Origin of the sequence: Catalinimonas alkaloidigena, assembly GCF_900100765.1 — a bacterium.
Taxonomy (GTDB): Bacteria; Bacteroidota; Bacteroidia; order Cytophagales; family Flexibacteraceae; genus Mooreia; species Mooreia alkaloidigena.
This window is the reverse complement of sequence record NZ_FNFO01000003.1, coordinates 649090-666164: the sequence shown is the minus strand read 5'-3', so window position 1 is coordinate 666164 and position 17075 is coordinate 649090. Positions and strand designations below refer to the sequence as shown.

The window sequence follows — 17075 nt, the reverse complement described above, 5'->3', positions numbered from 1 at the left end:
GTTAACGTTACTCCAAGCAATTCAACATGAGGACAAGCAGTTTTGTTTTCCATGGGTTGAGTTGCTGAAAGAAAAATGCGGCCAGGTTCGTGACACCACAGAGCCTGTTTTCGCTTTAAGTTAAGTACTTTGCGGTAACAACCAGTAGAAGTGCTACGCATTGAATTTCGAGGTAAAGTTACCAATTTTTGAGGGCCCCTTCGACCTGCTCCTTTTTTTTATCGAGCGGGACGAGTTGGACATTTACGACATTCCCATCGCCCACCTCACCAACGAGTTTCTGGAGTACCTGCGCAAGTTGGAGGCGTTCAACCTGGAGGTCGCCAGCGAGTTTATTTTGGTGGCGGCCACGCTGATGCGCATCAAGGCCAAGTTGCTGCTACCCCGTAAGGAAACCAACGAAATGGGCGAAGAGGTAGATCCCCGCGAAGAACTTACCCGACGCCTGCTCGAGTACCGTAAATATAAGTCGGTAATGGCGGAGTTTTCGGAGCGAGAAGCGCAGCAAGCCTTACGTGAGACGCGTGGCAACGCATCCGACGAAATTGAGCGGGCACTGCAAGCCATTGATGCTGAGGCCGAATGGCAACATTTAAATTTGTATCAACTGATGCGGGTCTATCACCGCACCATGCGGCGCTACGACGAAAGCCAGCAGCAGAATGTCCATGTGGTAAAACAATACGAGTATACCATTGAGGGACAAAAAACTAAGATTATGGATAAAATCGGACGGCAACCGGTCCTGACGTTTACGCAGCTTCTGGAAGAGTACAAGTCGCGACTGGCCACGGTCTTTAATTTTCTGGCCATCCTGGAGCTGTTGCAGACCGGCCACGTGATGATTCAACTCGAAGCGGGCTACAACAACTTTTTAATTTTGAAAGCGGCCTGATCCCGCTCTCCACCATGGATCAGAATCAGAAGCAACTTCTGGAACGACTCAGTCCCACGCGTATTTTGTTACCGATGTTAATCGGCATCGGCGTGACGATCTACCTTTTTGTCTCCAAATATACCTGGAACGACCTCAGCTTTTTGCTGCGCGCCAACGGAGGCTGGATCTTGGCGTCGTTGGTGGTGCTGGTGATCCGCGACACGGGTTACATCTACCGGATTCGGCACTTGACCGGCAAAGACCTTTCGTGGAACAGCAGTTTTTACAGCATCATGCTGTGGGAGTTTGCCTCGGCAGTTACGCCTTCGGCCGTGGGGGGAACAGCCGTAGCGGTATTTATTCTGATGAAAGAGGGGCTGACGTTCGGGCGTTCGCTGGCCTATGTGATGCTGACGGCCGTGCTCGACAATGCCTTCTTCATTTTTGCTTCTGGACTGGCCCTGGTCTTTCTCCCCACGCAGATCTTCCCCGACATCTCCGAGTTCAGCTTCCAGATCGGGCGTAGCTTTCAGTATTTCTTTCTGATTAGCCTGAGTCTGATTGCTCTTTACACCTTCGTGATGGCCTTTGCGCTGTTTGTGCGGCCGCGCGGCTTCAAGTGGTTTTTGTTGCGCCTTACGGCCTGGCGTCCGTTGCGTCGGTGGCGGCAGGCGGCTTACATCCAGGGAAATGAAATCCTGATTGCCTCGAAGGAACTGAAGGGCAAAGACGTCGGCTACTGGACGAAAGCCATCGGCTCGACGTTGTTCGTCTGGTCGGCGCGGTACCTGATGCTCAACTGTCTTATTGCGGCGTTCACGCCCGTAACTGGTCCCGAGCACGTACTGATTTTCTTCCGTCAGGTCGTGATGTGGGTCATCATGCTGATTTCGGTGACTCCGGGGGCGGCTGGCCTTGCCGAAATCGCCTTCGATGCGTTTTTCAAACAGTTTCTGGGCAACTTCAGCACGGCTGTGGCACTGTTCTGGCGAATGTTCACGTACTATCCTTACCTATTGATTGGTGCTTTGCTCCTGCCCCGCTGGGTGCGGCGCGTCTTCTTCAAAGGCACAAAAAAGCCCTCTTCGGGGAAAGAGGGCTAATCCTAATATCGCGTTTCGTTTAGACGATCTCTGTTTCGGAGAAGAAGAATTTTCCTTCGAGGGCAGCGTTCTCGTCGGAGTCGGAACCGTGCACGGCGTTCGCTTCGATCGATTTCGCAAATTTCTTGCGGATGGTGCCTTCGTCGGCTTTGGCAGGGTCGGTTGCTCCAATCAATTTCCGGAAATCGGCGACAGCATTGTCTTTCTCCAGAATCATGGCGAAGATCGGACCGGACGACATGTAATTGCACAAGTCCTGATAGAACGGGCGCTCTTTGTGGACGCTGTAGAAATCTCCCGCCTGTTCGGCGCTCAGTTTCAGCAGACGCGCCGCTTTAACTTTGAATCCTGCCGCTTCAATCATTTGGATGATCGAACCACTGTGGCCGTCGGCATAGGCGTCGGGCTTGATCATCGTGAAAGTTCTATTTGTGGTCATAGTTCAGTGTAGTTTGAGGCAAAAATAGAGGGATCGAAGAATATAGCTTTCAGATATTTCAATTTTTCGACGCAGGAGGACAGCCGCTGCTTACTTTTGCAACATGCAGGAAGACACGCGCACGCACCTCTATCTGGTTCCTACGCCCATCGGGAATCTGGAAGACATTACCCTGCGTGCCATTCGGATTCTGAAAGAAGTCGATGGTATTTTGGCGGAAGATACCCGCACCACGGGCCATCTGCTGCGCCATCTGGACATCTCGCAATCGGTGCGCAGTTTTCATATCCACAACGAACATCGGACAGTAGCCGCGATTGTGGAACGCCTGAAGGCGGGCGAAGTGCTGGCTCTGGTCTCTGACGCCGGCACGCCCGGCATCTCTGATCCTGGATTTTTGCTGGTGCGGGCCTGTCTGGAAGCAGGCCTGCAAGTCGAGTGCCTGCCGGGGCCCACGGCGCTGATTCCGGCGCTGGTAAAATCGGGCCTGCCCACCGATCGTTTTGCGTTCGAAGGCTTCCTTCCTCACAAAAAAGGCCGAAGTACCCGGCTGAAAGCGTTAGCCGAAGAATCGCGCACGTTGGTATTCTACGAATCCCCGCACCGCGTTTTGCGTACGTTGCAGGAGCTGGCCGACGTGTTGGGCGCAGAGCGACTGGCCGCAGTTTCGCGTGAGCTGACCAAGGTTTACGAAGAAACGCGGCGCGGCACCCTACAGGAACTGCATACGTGGTTCACCCAACATCCGCCGAAAGGCGAATTTGTGCTGGTAGTACAGGGAAAGTTCTGATATACAATCCACTAAAGACTCTAAAAAAAGCATGCAAGTAGACCTCGCGAAGTTGTGTCCTCAGGTAGTTGAGTTGAGCCGGAAAGCCGGTGCCTTCATTCGTAAGGAGCGGCAACGTTTCAATACGGATGCGGTAGAACTGAAAGGAAAAAACGACCTGGTTTCGTACGTAGATAAAGAAAGCGAAATTCTGTTGGTCAAGGGCTTGCGTGAGATCTTGCCGGAGGCAGGCTTTATTACCGAAGAAGGAACGACCGGCGAGAACCCGGAATCGTACGAGCAGCTGGAGGGGTATCATTGGATCATAGACCCGGTCGATGGCACCACCAACTTTGTGCACAGCCTTCCCCCCTATTCCGTGAGCATCGGGTTGACGTGGGGACGCACGCCCGTACTGGGAGTGGTGTACGAAGTAACGGCCGATGAGTGCTTCTATGCCTGGAAAGATGGCGGCGCTTACTGCAATGGCGAACCGATTCGTGTGGCGCCTGTCACCGACCTGGCGCAAAGCCTGATCATTACGGGCTTTCCTTATCGCGTTTTTTCTGACCTAGGTCGCCTGCTGGACATCATCAAGCACTTCACGCTGCATACGCACGGCGTTCGGCGATTGGGTTCCGCGGCGGCCGATTTGGCCTACGTGGCAGCCGGGCGGGGCGAAGGCTTTTTCGAGTACAACCTAAAACCGTGGGACGTAGCCGGAGGCGTTGTGTTGGTGCAGGAAGCCGGAGGGTTTATCTCGGACTTCAACGGTGGGGACGACTACGTGTTTGGCCGAGAGCTGGTCGCGGCCGGGCCGATTCATCCACAAATGCAAAAGGTAATTGCCGAGTACTGGAATCAGACCCCTACTCAACCGTAACCGACTTGGCTAGGTTGCGGGGTTGGTCTACGTTGCAGCCGCGCATCACGGCGATGTGGTACGACAGAAGCTGCAGCGGGATGACGGCAATGATCGGCATCAGCGCTTCGTGAGCCGCGGGGACTTCCAACACGTGGTCGGCCATGTGGCGAATTTCAGCATCGCCTTCCGTCACCACGGCGATCACTTTTCCATGCCGTGCCTTGACCTCCCGAATGTTAGAGATGATCTTTTCGTAAGAGCTGTCCTGGGTAGCGATAAACACCACCGGCATCGCTTCGTCGATTAGCGCGATGGGGCCATGCTTCATTTCGGCCGCCGGGTACCCTTCGGCGTGGATGTAAGAAATTTCCTTCAGTTTAAGCGCGCCTTCCAGCGCCACCGGGAAGTTGTAGCCCCGCCCCAGGAACAGCGCGTTATCGGCGTCTTTGATCTGCTCGGCGATGTACTGGATCTGCTGATCAAGCTGCAAGGCCTTCTCGATCTTATCGGGAAGCTGCTCAAATTCCACCAGCATTTCGCGGAAACGCGTTTCTTTGATGGTTCCTTTACGGTAGGCGATCATCACCGCCATCATCGACAGAACGGTTACCTGTGCCGTGAACGCCTTTGTACTGGCAACTCCGATTTCTGGTCCGGCGTGGGTGTAGGCCCCTTCGTGCGTGACGCGTGGAATCGACGAACCCACCACGTTGCACACGCCGAAAATGATTGCGCCTTTGCTTTTGGCCAGTTCGATGGCGGCCAGTGTATCGGCGGTTTCGCCCGACTGTGAAATGGCAATGACCACATCACCCTCGTAAATGACGGGATTGCGGTACCGAAACTCCGACGCATACTCGACTTCTACCGGGATGCGTGCAAATTCTTCGAAAATGTATTCGGCTACCAGACCGGCGTGCCAGGAAGTACCACAACCCAGGATGATGATGCGCTTGGCGTTAATCATGGTGTGGAGGTATTGGCGCAACCCCCCCAGCACCAGGTGACCCTGTTTGGCCGAGACGCGTCCCCGGAGCGTGTCGTGCACCGAGCGAGGCTGTTCGTAAATCTCCTTCAGCATGAAGTGCTCAAACCCTCCCTTTTCGATCGACTCCAATTCCATGTCCAGTTTCTGGATGTAGGGCGTGGTCGGGATCGACTCGATATTGCGGATGGAAAGTGCGCCGTCTTTGATCGTCGCGATCTCTTGATCGTTCAGGTAGATGACTTCGTTCGTGTATTCGATGATAGGGCTGGCATCCGAAGCCAGAAAGTACTCGTCTTTTCCTACTCCGATCACCAGCGGGCTTCCTTTGCGGGTCGCTACCAATTGCTGCGGGGCATCCTGATCGACCACCACAATGGCGTACGCGCCTACTACCTGTGTCAGGGCTAGCCGAACGGCCTCTTCCAGCGTGCAGTGCTCGTTTTTCTGGATTTCTTCAATCAGGTGCACAAACACCTCCGAGTCGGTTTCACTTTTGAACGTATGTCCCAGGGAAGTCAACTCTTTGCGCAACGCACTGTAGTTCTCGATAATGCCGTTGTGGATCAGCGCAATTTTGCCGGATTGCGATACGTGCGGGTGCGCATTGATGTCACTCGGTTCGCCGTGGGTTGCCCAGCGGGTGTGGCCAATCCCGACGGTGCCTTTGGTAGGCTGATCGGTCAGCGTATTCTCCAGCTCTTCGACCTTGCCTTTCTTCTTGTATACCCGCAATTCTCCGTTCAGCAACGCCACGCCGGCGCTATCGTAGCCGCGGTACTCTAACCGCTTCAGCCCTTGAAGCAGGATGGGATAGGCGTCCCGGTGTCCGATGTAAGCAACAATTCCACACATAATTTTGAGGTTCTACGGTGAAACTAAAGAAAACGAATTACTCTTGCTTTACGCCCTAACGTGCTGAATGTAAGGTTGATAGCACTATTGTCCCATGACGGGAACGTAGTAAACTTTCAACTGCGCGGGAGCCATCTCGCTGTCGGGACCATAAAATACCACCCGATTCAAAGTAGGGGCACCCGCCACGGTCAGCCCCAGATCCCAGCGTGCGTCTTTAGCACGTTCTGCGTCGCTGCTGATGCGGGTGGTGATGTAGTCCGTGATGTCGATCTGGTACAGCTGCCCGGCGGGGTTGTATTGAAAGATTTCCTTTACGCCCGACTGGCTTCCCGACAGTACGTTGGTTTTGATGGTGAGTTCGGTTTTGCCGTTGTTCACGGAACGGATGCTTCCGTCTTCCCGCAGTTCCACCAGTTTCACCGGAGGGGGCAGAGGGTAACCGACGGTGAGTTGCGGCCGCAAAATCAGGTCGGCCCGAATAATCACGACTTCGTCGGCAATGTCTTGCAAGCGTGCCAGATCGCCCAGTAGAATGCGCGAGCGAATGTTGGTAACCTGTTGCGAGAATACTTTTTGGTTGGTGGCACTCGGCTGCAACTCGTCACCGGCGTCTTGCAAACCCGCCAGTGGCGTGCCTTCGCGCGACTGAGCAACGCGGAAATAAGCGGTACTGTCGTTCGCGAGCCACAGCTGGATTTTCCGAGCGGTGGTGTCATTGGGAGGTACGTGGTAAAACACCTCGGCCATTACCTGCCCGGAACCCCGCGTCGGAAAACCGAACGTGTGCATGGTCCCGTTTTCTTCTTTCGGCACGAGAGCCAAACCCGGGAAAACGGCCGTAAACTCATCGCGTCCTGACAGCGAATCGATGCTGTTCAGAAAATCAAAGATGCGCTTTCCGTAAGCGTTGGTATTCACTCGGACCAGCCCCGAGGTGTTGGTTTTCAAGAGCGAATCTACCAGCACTTCGTCGAACACCATTTCCCCAAGCAATGAGTCGTGTTGATAGGGAAGACCTTCCGACACTACCGTGTAGGGAGTACCGACCGCAGGCGCTTGCTGCAACTCGTAAAACTGCAAGGTCTGACTGCCCGTCGTATCGCCGAAGAAATTCTGGTACGAGAGATAGACCTGCATGGAGTCGTAAACCGCTGCCGTGTCTATGCTGAATTTAGACAAGACCGGCGCCAATTGAAAGAACGCCTCCGCTCGCGTGGCACCAAACTCGGGATCGGTTACTGTGCCCGCCATAAGCGAGCGGTAGCTGGTAGTAGAGACGTTGGCCCCTTCGCCCGGTATGGAAGAGACAAGAGGATCGTATAGGACCGTACTGATCGTAATTTCAAACGAGTCGGTCTGTGCCCCTATTTCATCGATTTCTCCTACTTTATATCCCAAGTCATCGGCAGGGTCGTTACAGGAAGCCAGTAGAAAGAGAAAAAGGGCTGATGTACCAATCAGCCCCTTTGTAATATGGTTAGTTGACGAACGTTTAATTCGTAAGCTCATTATACAAGTTGTAATATGAATCGGCAAGGTCTGCTTCTCCCTCGAACGACGTAATCTTCTTGTTAGTATCCACACTTTCGAAAAGCTCGGTAAGCTTATCGTTAAACTCTTCTCCGGCTTTGATCGTCACGTCTGCGTACTCAATACCCACCCGCAGGAATCCTTCGATGTCGGCGGTTTTAAGGTGCAGAAGCATCTCGTCCTCAATGTCAAGCATCTTCACCTTTTCCAGAAGGCTTGCATCAAATTTGTGCGCAAAGTAATTGTTGTAGATCGAAAATACGGTCTTCGCCGACTTGAAAATAGGGTCTTTGCGGTAAGTCGTTTTCAAATACATCGGAATCAGGCTCGTCATCCAGTCGTTGCAATGCACGATGTCCGGCGCCCAGCCCAATTTTTTCACCGTTTCGATCACGCCTTTGCAGAAGAAAATGGCGCGCTCGTCATTATCTGCGAAAAACCGGTTATCCTTGTCGAAGAAAATGGATTTGCGGTGGAAATAGTCCTCGTTGTCTATGAAGTAAACCTGAAGTTTGGCATTAGGAATAGACGCTACTTTAATGACCAGCGGCTTTTCCTCCTCCCCTACGGCGATGTTAATTCCTGATAGACGAACCACTTCATGTAACCGATTTTTGCGCTCGTTGATCAACCCAAAGCGCGGAACGAGAATGCGAATTTCCATACCCCGCTCTTGCATCGCTTGCGGTAGTTTTCTAACAAAATCCGCCACTTTCGAAGTTTGCAGGAAAGGATTGATTTCACTGGCTACGTAAAGGATTCGTAGTTTGGACATACGTGTGGGATTTTAAATTAAGATGAGGACATAATTTAGAATGCAAATATACAAAAAAAGCTGATCAAAGGCTACAATAACAGGGCTTTACGCTAGTTTTGTAGCCATTTTCACTAAAATATGGAGGTATTTCAGACTTCCGCGGCACTAAAAAAATATTTATTTCAACAGCGCTGCAGCGGCAAAATAATCGGGTTCGTGCCCACGATGGGCGCGCTGCACGAAGGCCACCTGTCGCTGCTGGAAGCCGCTCAACGGACTACGGACTGCACGGTTTGTAGTATTTTCGTCAATCCCACCCAGTTTAATAATTCCACCGATCTGGCCAAATACCCACGCACGCTGGAAGCGGACCGCGCTTTGTTGGAAGCCGCCGGGTGCGATGTGCTTTTCTGCCCTGATGAACAAGAGATTTATCCGGATCAAGGGCTTCTGCGTCTGGATTTCGGACCCTTGGAGCAACGAATGGAGGGTGCGTATCGACCGGGACACTTCCATGGCGTAGGGTTGGTCGTTGCCAAGCTGCTCCATAAGGTATCGCCCGATAAGGCATTTTTTGGACAGAAGGATCTTCAGCAGTTCCGCATTGTGGCCCAACTGGTGCGCGATCTGTCCTTCGATGTGCAACTGGAGATGGTACCCATCCAACGCGAAGCGCACGGGTTGGCAATGTCGTCGCGCAACCGGCGGTTAACCCCCGAGCAGCGCCACGAAGCCGGCCAGCTGTACGCAACCCTGCAGCGCGCAGCCGCCCGGGTATTTGAGCTACCTTTGCCGCAACTCCACCGCATGGTTGAAGAACAGTTGTCTGCCTCCCCCTCCATCCGGCTCGAGTATTTCGAGGTCGTCGATGCGCATACGCTGGAGCCCGTGCAAGACGTGCATCAGGCAGAAGCCCTGGCGCTTTGCCTGGCCGCGTACGTAGGCGAAGTGCGCCTTATCGACAACGTGTTGATGGAAGAAAAATAACAAAGGGACAAAACCAGTACAAAATTTGTTGCGGTCACGCACAAGCATAGTTACCAACAGATCATGCAGATTCAAGTAATGAAATCGAAGATCCATCGGGTGAAGGTGACGCAGGCCGAGTTGCACTACGTCGGCAGTATCACCATCGACCAGGACCTGATGGAGGCTAGTAATATCATCGAGAACGAAAAAGTACAGATTGTCAACATCAACAACGGCGAACGGCTGGAGACCTATGTGATTCCTGGCGAACGAGGATCGGGCATGATTTGCCTGAACGGCCCGGCCGCCCGTAAAGTACAGGTGGGCGATATGGTGATTATCATTTCGTACGGAAGTATGGATTTTGAAGAAGCCAAGTCGTTCAAACCCACCATCATTTTTCCTAACAACAACAATCGTCTTTCGTAGGCGAGGCTTCTCTTTCGGCTTTCATGGAGCGACTCAAGGCATTTCTGAAATACGCGTTGCCTGTCGGAGCGGCATTGCTGCTGCTATGGTACGTTTACCGTGACACCTCGCTGGAGCAACTCTGGCGCGACCTGGAGAAAGCCGACTACCGCTGGATTCTGCTGTCGATCATCCCGGCCTTGATCAGCCACTTGGCCCGGTCGGAACGATGGCGCTTGTTGCTGGAACCGTTGGGGCATCGGCCCCGGTTCGTGACGGCTTTCCTGGCGGTGATGTCGCTCTACTTTGTCAACCTGATTGTGCCGCGTGCCGGTGAGGTAAGTCGCTGCGGTATTCTGCGCAACACCGACGGCATTCCGATGGATATCTCGCTGGGGACGGTTGTCGCCGAGCGGGCCTTCGACCTGATCATGCTGCTGTGCACCATCGGCCTGGCGTTTATGCTGGAGTTTGACCAACTGAGCGAGCTGTTGACGCCACTTTTTTCCGACAAGCTCAATAACACTCAGAGCGGTTTGTCAGGGTTAGTCTGGGGACTGGGCTTAGCCGTCTTGCTGGGCGTCGGGTTGGCGGTGTTGGTCTGGACACAACGCAAGCGCCTGCAAGCTTCAGCCCTGGTGCAAAAACTACTGGGTTTCGGCAAAGGCCTGTGGCAGGGCGTCGTTAGCATCCGCTACGTTCGTCGCCCGGTGTTGTTCCTGTTGTATACGATGTTGATCTGGGTATGCTATTTCTTAATGTCTTACTGGGCCATGCTGGCGTTTCCGGCCACCGCCGGGCTGGGCGCCAAGATCGCGCTGGTCATTTTTGTACTCGGCGGGTTAGGCATGGTGGCGCCCGTGCAGGGAGGCGTGGGTGCCTATCATTTTATGGTTGGCGGGGGCCTGATGCTCTACGGAGTCAGTGAACACGACGGAGCCGCTGCCGCCGCCCTGATGCACACGTCGCAAACCTTATTTTTGTTGATTTTTGGAGGCTTCTGCTTCTTTCTGACCTTCTTTTACAAGAAAACGCCATCGCTGGTAGAGAAACCATGACCGAGTCGAAGATTTTAACGTGGGAGGCCGCCCGGCAGCAGCGAGAAGAGTGGCGCCGCGCCGGCGAAAGCGTAGTGTTCACTAACGGATGCTTCGATCTGGTGCACCTGGGACACGTCGATTACCTGGAAAAGTCGCGCGCAAAAGGCGAGCGACTGGTGGTGGGCGTGAACTCCGATGCATCGGTCCGGCGTTTAAAGGGTCCTAACCGACCAATTCTGGACGAATACGCGCGCGGCCGGCTGTTGGCAGCGCTGGCTTTTGTAGATGCCGTGGTGCTATTCAACGAGGAAACGCCGCTGGAGCTTATTCAGACAATATGTCCTGACATTTTGGTCAAAGGCGACGACTACACAATCGATACCATTGTTGGTGCAGATTTTGTTTTAGAAAACGGCGGAAGGGTAGAAACCGTATCGTTAGTGAAAGGGTACTCTACCTCTCTTTTGGTAGAACACATAAAAAAATTATACTGAGATGTCAGGAATCTATTTGATCGTTATCCTCACCATGCTGGGGAGTTGGTTTGTGGGCTGGCGCTTGAAAAGCAAGTTCCGCCAGTATGCACAAACGCCGTTACGCTCTAACCTGAGCGGGCAGGAAATTGCCGAAAAGATGTTGCGTGATCATGGCATCACCAACGTACGGGTCGTCTCGGTCCAGGGGCGGTTGACCGACCACTATAACCCTGCCGACCGCACGGTGAACCTAAGCCACGAAGTTTTCTACGGACGGAATGCTGCCGCCGCGGCGGTGGCGGCCCACGAATGTGGCCACGCCGTGCAACACGCAAAGGCGTATTCCTTCCTGAAGTTCCGTTCTGCCATGGTACCGATGTTGTCGGTAACGTCGCGCTTCATGCCTTTTATCATCATCGGCGGAATTTTCATGTTGCAATACACGCCCCTGCCGCTGGCCATTGGGGTCGCCTTGTTTGCGCTTACTACCTTGTTCAGCTTCATCACGTTGCCTGTGGAGTTCGATGCCAGCAAACGTGCCCTGGCCTGGATTCACGACCGCGGTGTGGTCACGAGCCAGGAATATACCCTGTCGAAAGGCGCGCTCCGGTGGGCTGCCATGACGTACGTAGTCGCGGCGTTGAGTTCACTGGCTACGCTTTTGTACTATGCTTCGTTGTTAGGCGGCCGCCGAGATTAACAACTTTCAAGCCTGAAGCACATGCTTTTGAAAAGCGGGAGGAAATTTCCCGCTTTTTTTTTGAGGCTTAATCGGAAAAAAGTCCTAGTTTTGAGGCGTAAAACAGCTGCCTCTCTATTTTTATTGCAACCTCTTTCAAAAACAAGCCACCTATGAGATTTGAATTCACCGAAGAGCAGCTGGCTGTTCGAGACGCAGCTCGCGATTTTGCACAAAATGAATTGAAGCCCGGGGTTATAGAGCGTGACGAGAAACAACAGTTTCCGGCCGAGCAAATCAAGAAGATGGGCGAACTGGGCTTCCTGGGCATGATGACGGACCCGGCCTACGGCGGTAGCGGACTCGATACCATTTCGTATGTGCTGGCGATGGAAGAAATCTCCAAAGTTGATGCGTCGGCGTCGGTGGTGATGTCGGTCAATAATTCGCTCGTTTGCTGGGGTCTGGAGAAGTACGGTACCGAAGCACAAAAGCAAAAATACCTGGTCCCCCTGGCCAAAGGCGAAATCATCGGTGCCTTCTGTCTGTCGGAGCCCGAAGCGGGTTCAGACGCTACTTCGCAGCGCACAACCGCGGTGGATAAGGGCGACCATTACCTGCTGAACGGGACCAAAAATTGGATCACCAACGGCGGGAGCGCTTCGGTCTATCTGGTCATGGCGCAAACCACTCCGGAACTGAAGCACAAAGGCATCAACGCGTTGATTGTTGAAAAAGGCATGGAAGGCTTTACGGTCGGGCCCAAAGAAAACAAGATGGGCATTCGCGCGTCCGATACACATTCGCTGATGTTTTCGGATGTGAAGGTGCCCAAGGAAAACCGGATCGGCGATGAAGGCTTTGGTTTCAAATTCGCCATGAGTACCCTCAACGGCGGTCGAATCGGCATTGCTGCGCAGGCGTTAGGCATCGCCTCAGGCGCATACGAACTAGCCCTCAGTTACGCAAAAGAGCGGAAAGCATTCGGGAAAGCCATTGCCGAGCATCAGGCCATTCAGTTCAAGTTGGCCGATATGGCTACCGAAATCGATGCGGCCCGGTTGCTTTGTTTGCAGGCGGCGGTACTGAAAGATCAGAAGAAACCTTTCTCGAAAGAAAGCGCCATGGCAAAGCTGTTTGCCTCGAAAGTAGCCATGCAGGTCACCACCGAAGCAGTGCAGGTACACGGCGGGTATGGCTACGTAAAAGAGTACCATGTGGAGCGTTTGATGCGCGATGCAAAAATTACGCAGATCTATGAAGGTACTTCCGAGATTCAAAAGATTGTAATTTCCCGGGAAATCCTCGATTGAGAACTCTACCTTAATCGAACAATGGTCCGCATTAATAGGTTGCTGGCAAGCAATTTTTGCGACTTGGCCTAACTACTAATCGATTTTTTTTATCTTTGCGTATTGTAATAAAAAAGTATTCCCCTTTAAACCTTATCTATACTCGCAATGGAAGATTACAATAAAATAATCGAGTCGCTCGGGGTGAAGTACGTAAAAGCACGTAACGTACGAATGCTGAAGCCGGTCGCCCTGACTAACTTTTACGACATCGAGAATACAATCATCCTCCTGAACAAGGGGAAAATCTCTTTTGGTACAGAAGAGGTGGAGACGCTGGAAGAAGGCGAGATCCTGTTTATCCCCGGTGGTAAGATGGCGAGCGTCACGTACGGTGGGGGAAATCCTCCGAAGGTGAACTACGAAACGTATATCGGAAACAAAGACCGTTACTACGAAGTCAACAAGTCGATTGCTCCGTCGGAGCTGGACGAGGAGAACTTCAGCACGGTAACCTTCGAAGCCAAAGTATTCGATACGGTTAACTTTTTTGCGTCGCTCGATATCCCGCCGTTTGTCATCAAGAGCGAGAAACTGCGTCACCTGGTCGATGAGCTGATCGTGGAAGAGATGAACGAAGTACCGGGCAAAGGCCGCATCATTCTCAACAATACGGAGAAAATCGTCATCGAGACCATTCGCTACATTCTGGTGCATCGCCTGTTTGTAGAGCAGCTGGCGACCAACAGCACGTACTTCAAAGACCCGCGCCTGCTGAACATCTTTGCGTACATCAAAGACGAAATCGGTGGCGACCTATCGAACAAGGTACTCGCCAGCGTAGCCAACGTATCGGAAGATTATGTGGGACAGTACTTCAAGATGCTGACCGGGATCAACCCGCAGGATTATATCGAGTACCAGCGGATGGAAAAAGCCGTTCACATGCTGCGCACCACCAAGAAAAGCATCCGGGAAATCGGCCGCGAAGTGGGCTACAAAGACACTGCCTACTTCTGCCGCCGCTTCAAAATGATGTTTGGCATTCCGGCCGGGAAGATGCGCCGCCGCGAATCACTCATGAACGTTTAAGGCCGCATTCATGGCCCTGACCTTTTGGGAAACCTCGGACAACAGTTCGGGGTTTTTTTCTATCCCGTTGCCAATCACCACCAGGTCGGCGCCCGCTTCCAGCAGTTTCCGGGCCGTATCGGCATCGGTAATACCCCCCCCTACAATCAGCGGGACTTCGATAGAACGGCGCACCGCCGAAATCATCGAGGGCGAAATGGTCCGCAAGGCACCACTGCCCGCATCCAGGTAAATCAACTTTAGCCCCAGCATCTCGCCGGCCATGGCCGTGCAGACGGCAATGGTATTTTTTTCGTGCGGAATGGGAGTGGTATTGCTGATGTATTGCACCGCCGACTGCCGACCGCCATCGATCAGCAGATAGCCTGTGGGAATCACTTCCAGAGCACTGCGGCGCAAAATGGGCGCCGCGGCCACGTGTTGCCCGATCAGCAATTCAGGGTTGCGTCCGGAAATCAGTGACAGGAGCAGAATGGCATCGGCCTTGGGGTCGATGTGCAGGTTGCTGCCCGGAAACAGCAGAACCGGAATCGAATCTTGCTTTCGCAGCCGCTCCACCAGCAGATGAATGTGGTCAGTGGTGATCAGGCTCCCCCCTACAAAGAAATAATCAATGCGATGCAGCAGCGCATTGGTGAGCAGCTCATCGCATTGATCTTCTGTGGTTTTGTCGGGATCGACCAGAACCGCAACGGCTTTGTAGCCGCGCTTATGATCCCGAAGCAGACGAGAATATACGGAGGGTAGGTTTGTCTCCTTCATGTACTGAGTCCTTGTCTTTGTTCTTCCGATTGTCAAGCAAGTTAAGGATTTGATCGCGGAACAGCGAGACAGTAGCGGAAGCTAATACACCCAGTAGCACCGAAACCAGCGGCAGGTAGACGGCATTACCACTCCCCGACGAAGATGGAGTTTCTTTGATGATCGACGGTACTTCGCGAACAATGACGCGCTCGCGCACTTTTACTTTGTGGCGGTTGCGGGTAGCGACTTTCTTAAGAAGGTAGAGGCCGCCCAACACGCCGGCCGCGACCATAGCCCCTCGCTTGGCCGACTTTTTCGCATCGCTTTTGATGAAAAACAAGTCGTCGGAAAGGGCTTGCTGGTAACGCTCCTGGCGTCGTTGATAATAGTTGCGTGCTTCCTGGTCGTTTGCGAAAAACGAGGATTTAGACGGTTGGCTCATGATCGATTACAGTTTCTTGGATAACTCCGTTTTTAATTTCCATATGCGCGGCCTGCCCATTCTGGCTGGGGGGGCTTTTGCGCAGCTTAGCAATCGCTGGATCGAGTTGGGCTTTGATGGTATTCTTGAAGGAACCGATGATCGATTTCTTGGCCAGAAGCAAGATGATTATAATAAGTAGATAAAAGCCGGTGACGATCCAGTACCCCCAGAAGGTACTGTTCAGCGCATGGTTAAGTGTGGTAGCGGTGGCAATGTTGAGAAAGACGAACAGAAACAATCCGAGAAACGCGACAATGGCAAAAAAGATGGCAGTGCCACCCGACTCGGATACTTTGTCACTAGTAGCCTCCGCCTTTTCGATGGCCGTGAGTCGCAAAAGTTCGATGCGTGCTTCTATGTACCCCGTGAGGTTTTCCAGAAGGCTATCCAGTTTGAAGAATTTGTACATATTCAGAGCTAGGAGATTGGTTCAGAGCTACTACTGAGTTAAATATAAGGTATTTCGTCAGTTCTCTTCTGCTTACGCGCTTTTTCCCGGTTACGTTGTGGTGAGCGGCAATCTTGCGTTATAAACGTGCGTTGAGCTGCGCCATTTGCTGAATACGCTCCTGCGCGACGCGCATGGCGGCCTGGTGGGTGTTGATGCCTTCGCGCTCGGCCTTCTCGAAAATCCTCAGCGTTGTGTCATAAATCTTCTCGGCGTGTTTGTACGCCTTCTCGCGGTTGTAGCCCGTAAATTCCATGGCGACGTTGACCACACCACCGGCGTTGATCAGAAAGTCGGGGGCGTAGAGGATGCCCCGTTCTGCGCACGCATCGGCGTGAAGGTCTTCGTTTTCCAACTGGTTGTTGGCTGCTCCCGCCACCACCCGGCATTTCAGGCGCGGCAGGGTATCGTGGTTCAACGTTCCGCCCAGCGCACAAGGTGCGTAGATGTCGACGTCCAGGTCGTAAATCTCGTCAGGTTTCACCACCGTAATCGGGTGTTGCTGTGCCACTACCTCCAGCCGATCTTCGTGGAGGTCGGTGACGAAAACGATCGCGCCTTCTTTGATCAAATGGCCAATCAGGTGACTGCCCACACTGCCGGCCCCCTGCACCGAAATGCGTCGCCCGGCCAGGCTGTCGCTTCCGAAGGCTTTGGCCGCCGCTGCTTTCATGCCCATCCAGGTCCCGTAGGCAGTTACCGGCGAAGGATCGCCACTGCCGCCGTCGCCTTCCGGCCGGCCCGAGGCCCAGCGTGTTTCCATCGCTACGTACTCAATGTCGCGGGTCGACATGCCAACATCTTCGGCTGTTATGTACTTTCCGTTCAGACTTTGAATAAATTTGCCGAACCGACGCAGCAGCGCCTCCGATTTGCCCTGGCGTGGGTCACCAAGAATGACCGCTTTTCCACCACCATGATTCAAGCCGGCGACGGCATTTTTATAGGTCATGCCGCGCGAGAGCCGCAGCACATCGCGGACCGCCTCGGCCTCGGTAGCGTAGTTCCACATGCGCGTGCCACCCAGGGCAGGGCCCAGCACAGTATTATGAATGCCGATGATGGCTTTCAGACCCGTTGCGGGGTCATAGCAAAACACGACTTGCTCGTGTTCGTATTTAGCAATCTCTCCGAACAGCGACGTCGCCGCCGCAGCGGAGTTCGCCACGGAACCGGTTTCTTTGGTTTCTACCATAAAAATTGGGGGTGGGGTTGTGGGTTGGTGTAGCGTCAGACCGTATACTTGAAAAATCGGCCTGT

General features: G+C 53.3%; 19 protein-coding genes. 11 read left to right on the top strand and 8 right to left on the bottom strand.

What is annotated here, in order from left to right; translation table 11 throughout:
- Nucleotides 1-160: 160 nt before the first annotated feature.
- Together BLR44_RS10025 and BLR44_RS10020 are read left to right on the top strand one after the other, a co-directional pair.
- Nucleotides 161-895, top strand: coding sequence for a segregation and condensation protein A (locus BLR44_RS10025; protein WP_089681562.1), 735 nt, complete (start codon nt 161-163; stop codon nt 893-895).
- A gap of 14 nt (nt 896-909) precedes the next feature.
- Nucleotides 910-1980 (top strand): lysylphosphatidylglycerol synthase transmembrane domain-containing protein, encoded by a 1071-nt coding sequence (locus BLR44_RS10020; RefSeq protein ID WP_089681561.1) that lies wholly within the window; start codon nt 910-912, stop codon nt 1978-1980.
- Between the two features lie 19 nt (nt 1981-1999).
- Here the strand turns inward: BLR44_RS10020 and BLR44_RS10015 are convergent, their stop codons facing one another.
- Nucleotides 2000-2419, bottom strand: a complete 420-nt coding sequence (locus tag BLR44_RS10015) for a nucleoside-diphosphate kinase (RefSeq protein ID WP_089681560.1) — start codon at nt 2417-2419, stop codon at nt 2000-2002.
- Nucleotides 2420-2522: 103 nt separating this feature from the next.
- On the opposite strand from BLR44_RS10015, the gene rsmI reads away from it, so the two are divergent.
- Both rsmI and BLR44_RS10005 read left to right on the top strand, forming a co-directional pair.
- Nucleotides 2523-3209 carry a 16S rRNA (cytidine(1402)-2'-O)-methyltransferase gene (rsmI, locus tag BLR44_RS10010; protein ID WP_089681559.1) on the top strand — a complete coding sequence of 229 codons (687 nt, stop codon included), beginning with the start codon at nt 2523-2525 and terminating at the stop codon, nt 3207-3209.
- Nucleotides 3210-3240: 31 nt separating this feature from the next.
- Nucleotides 3241-4071: an inositol monophosphatase family protein gene (locus BLR44_RS10005; RefSeq protein ID WP_089681558.1), complete on the top strand. Its 831-nt coding sequence runs from the start codon at nt 3241-3243 to the stop codon at nt 4069-4071.
- Here the strand turns inward: BLR44_RS10005 and glmS are convergent.
- The 3 genes from glmS to BLR44_RS09990 all read right to left on the bottom strand — a co-directional run bounded on the left by glmS (nt 4058) and on the right by BLR44_RS09990 (nt 8201).
- Complete coding sequence (gene glmS / locus BLR44_RS10000) at nt 4058-5893, bottom strand: glutamine--fructose-6-phosphate transaminase (isomerizing) (protein ID WP_089681557.1); 1836 nt, start codon at nt 5891-5893, stop codon at nt 4058-4060. The genes BLR44_RS10005 and glmS overlap by 14 nt on opposite strands.
- An 84-nt stretch (nt 5894-5977) precedes the next feature.
- Nucleotides 5978-7294 carry a DUF4270 family protein gene (locus tag BLR44_RS09995; RefSeq protein ID WP_176955973.1) on the bottom strand — a complete coding sequence of 439 codons (1317 nt, stop codon included), beginning with the start codon at nt 7292-7294 and terminating at the stop codon, nt 5978-5980.
- A 94-nt stretch (nt 7295-7388) separates the two neighbouring features.
- Nucleotides 7389-8201, bottom strand: a complete 813-nt coding sequence (locus BLR44_RS09990; protein WP_089681555.1) for a glycogen/starch synthase — start codon at nt 8199-8201, stop codon at nt 7389-7391.
- A 120-nt stretch (nt 8202-8321) separates the two neighbouring features.
- On the opposite strand from BLR44_RS09990, the gene panC reads away from it, so the two are divergent.
- The 7 genes from panC to BLR44_RS09955 all read left to right on the top strand — a co-directional run bounded on the left by panC (nt 8322) and on the right by BLR44_RS09955 (nt 14139).
- Nucleotides 8322-9170 carry a pantoate--beta-alanine ligase gene (gene panC / locus BLR44_RS09985; protein WP_089681554.1) on the top strand — a complete coding sequence of 283 codons (849 nt, stop codon included), beginning with the start codon at nt 8322-8324 and terminating at the stop codon, nt 9168-9170.
- A 63-nt stretch (nt 9171-9233) separates the two neighbouring features.
- Complete coding sequence (gene panD, locus BLR44_RS09980; protein ID WP_089681553.1) at nt 9234-9581, top strand: aspartate 1-decarboxylase; 348 nt, start codon at nt 9234-9236, stop codon at nt 9579-9581.
- A gap of 23 nt (nt 9582-9604) precedes the next feature.
- Nucleotides 9605-10618 carry a lysylphosphatidylglycerol synthase transmembrane domain-containing protein gene (locus BLR44_RS09975; RefSeq protein ID WP_089681552.1) on the top strand — a complete coding sequence of 338 codons (1014 nt, stop codon included), beginning with the start codon at nt 9605-9607 and terminating at the stop codon, nt 10616-10618.
- Entirely contained in the window at nt 10615-11094 is a 480-nt protein-coding gene (gene rfaE2, locus BLR44_RS09970; RefSeq protein ID WP_089681551.1) for a D-glycero-beta-D-manno-heptose 1-phosphate adenylyltransferase, read from the top strand. Before BLR44_RS09975 ends, rfaE2 begins: the two co-directional genes overlap by 4 nt.
- A 1-nt stretch (nt 11095) precedes the next feature.
- Nucleotides 11096-11776 carry a zinc metallopeptidase gene (locus BLR44_RS09965; RefSeq protein ID WP_089681550.1) on the top strand — a complete coding sequence of 227 codons (681 nt, stop codon included), beginning with the start codon at nt 11096-11098 and terminating at the stop codon, nt 11774-11776.
- Nucleotides 11777-11928: 152 nt separating this feature from the next.
- Nucleotides 11929-13068, top strand: a complete 1140-nt coding sequence (locus BLR44_RS09960) for an acyl-CoA dehydrogenase (RefSeq protein ID WP_089681549.1) — start codon at nt 11929-11931, stop codon at nt 13066-13068.
- Nucleotides 13069-13215: 147 nt separating this feature from the next.
- The gene (locus BLR44_RS09955; RefSeq protein WP_089681548.1) at nt 13216-14139 is read left to right on the top strand and encodes a helix-turn-helix domain-containing protein; all 924 of its coding nucleotides are present in this window, start codon (nt 13216-13218) and stop codon (nt 14137-14139) included.
- Here the strand turns inward: BLR44_RS09955 and BLR44_RS09950 are convergent.
- The 4 genes from BLR44_RS09950 to BLR44_RS09935 all read right to left on the bottom strand — a co-directional run bounded on the left by BLR44_RS09950 (nt 14122) and on the right by BLR44_RS09935 (nt 17010).
- Complete coding sequence (locus BLR44_RS09950; RefSeq protein ID WP_089681547.1) at nt 14122-14901, bottom strand: phosphoglycerol geranylgeranyltransferase; 780 nt, start codon at nt 14899-14901, stop codon at nt 14122-14124. The two genes, BLR44_RS09955 and BLR44_RS09950, sit on opposite strands and share 18 nt — an antisense overlap.
- Nucleotides 14849-15325: a hypothetical protein gene (locus tag BLR44_RS09945; RefSeq protein WP_089681546.1), complete on the bottom strand. Its 477-nt coding sequence runs from the start codon at nt 15323-15325 to the stop codon at nt 14849-14851. Before BLR44_RS09945 ends, BLR44_RS09950 begins: the two co-directional genes overlap by 53 nt.
- A complete protein-coding gene (locus tag BLR44_RS09940; protein ID WP_089681545.1) occupies nt 15309-15776 on the bottom strand; it encodes a hypothetical protein in 468 nt (155 codons plus the stop codon). The genes BLR44_RS09945 and BLR44_RS09940 overlap by 17 nt, the downstream gene beginning before the upstream one ends.
- A gap of 118 nt (nt 15777-15894) precedes the next feature.
- On the bottom strand, nt 15895-17010 hold the full coding sequence (locus tag BLR44_RS09935) for a Glu/Leu/Phe/Val family dehydrogenase (protein ID WP_089681544.1): 1116 nt from the start codon (nt 17008-17010) through the stop codon (nt 15895-15897).
- Between the last annotated feature and the right edge of the window lie 65 nt (nt 17011-17075).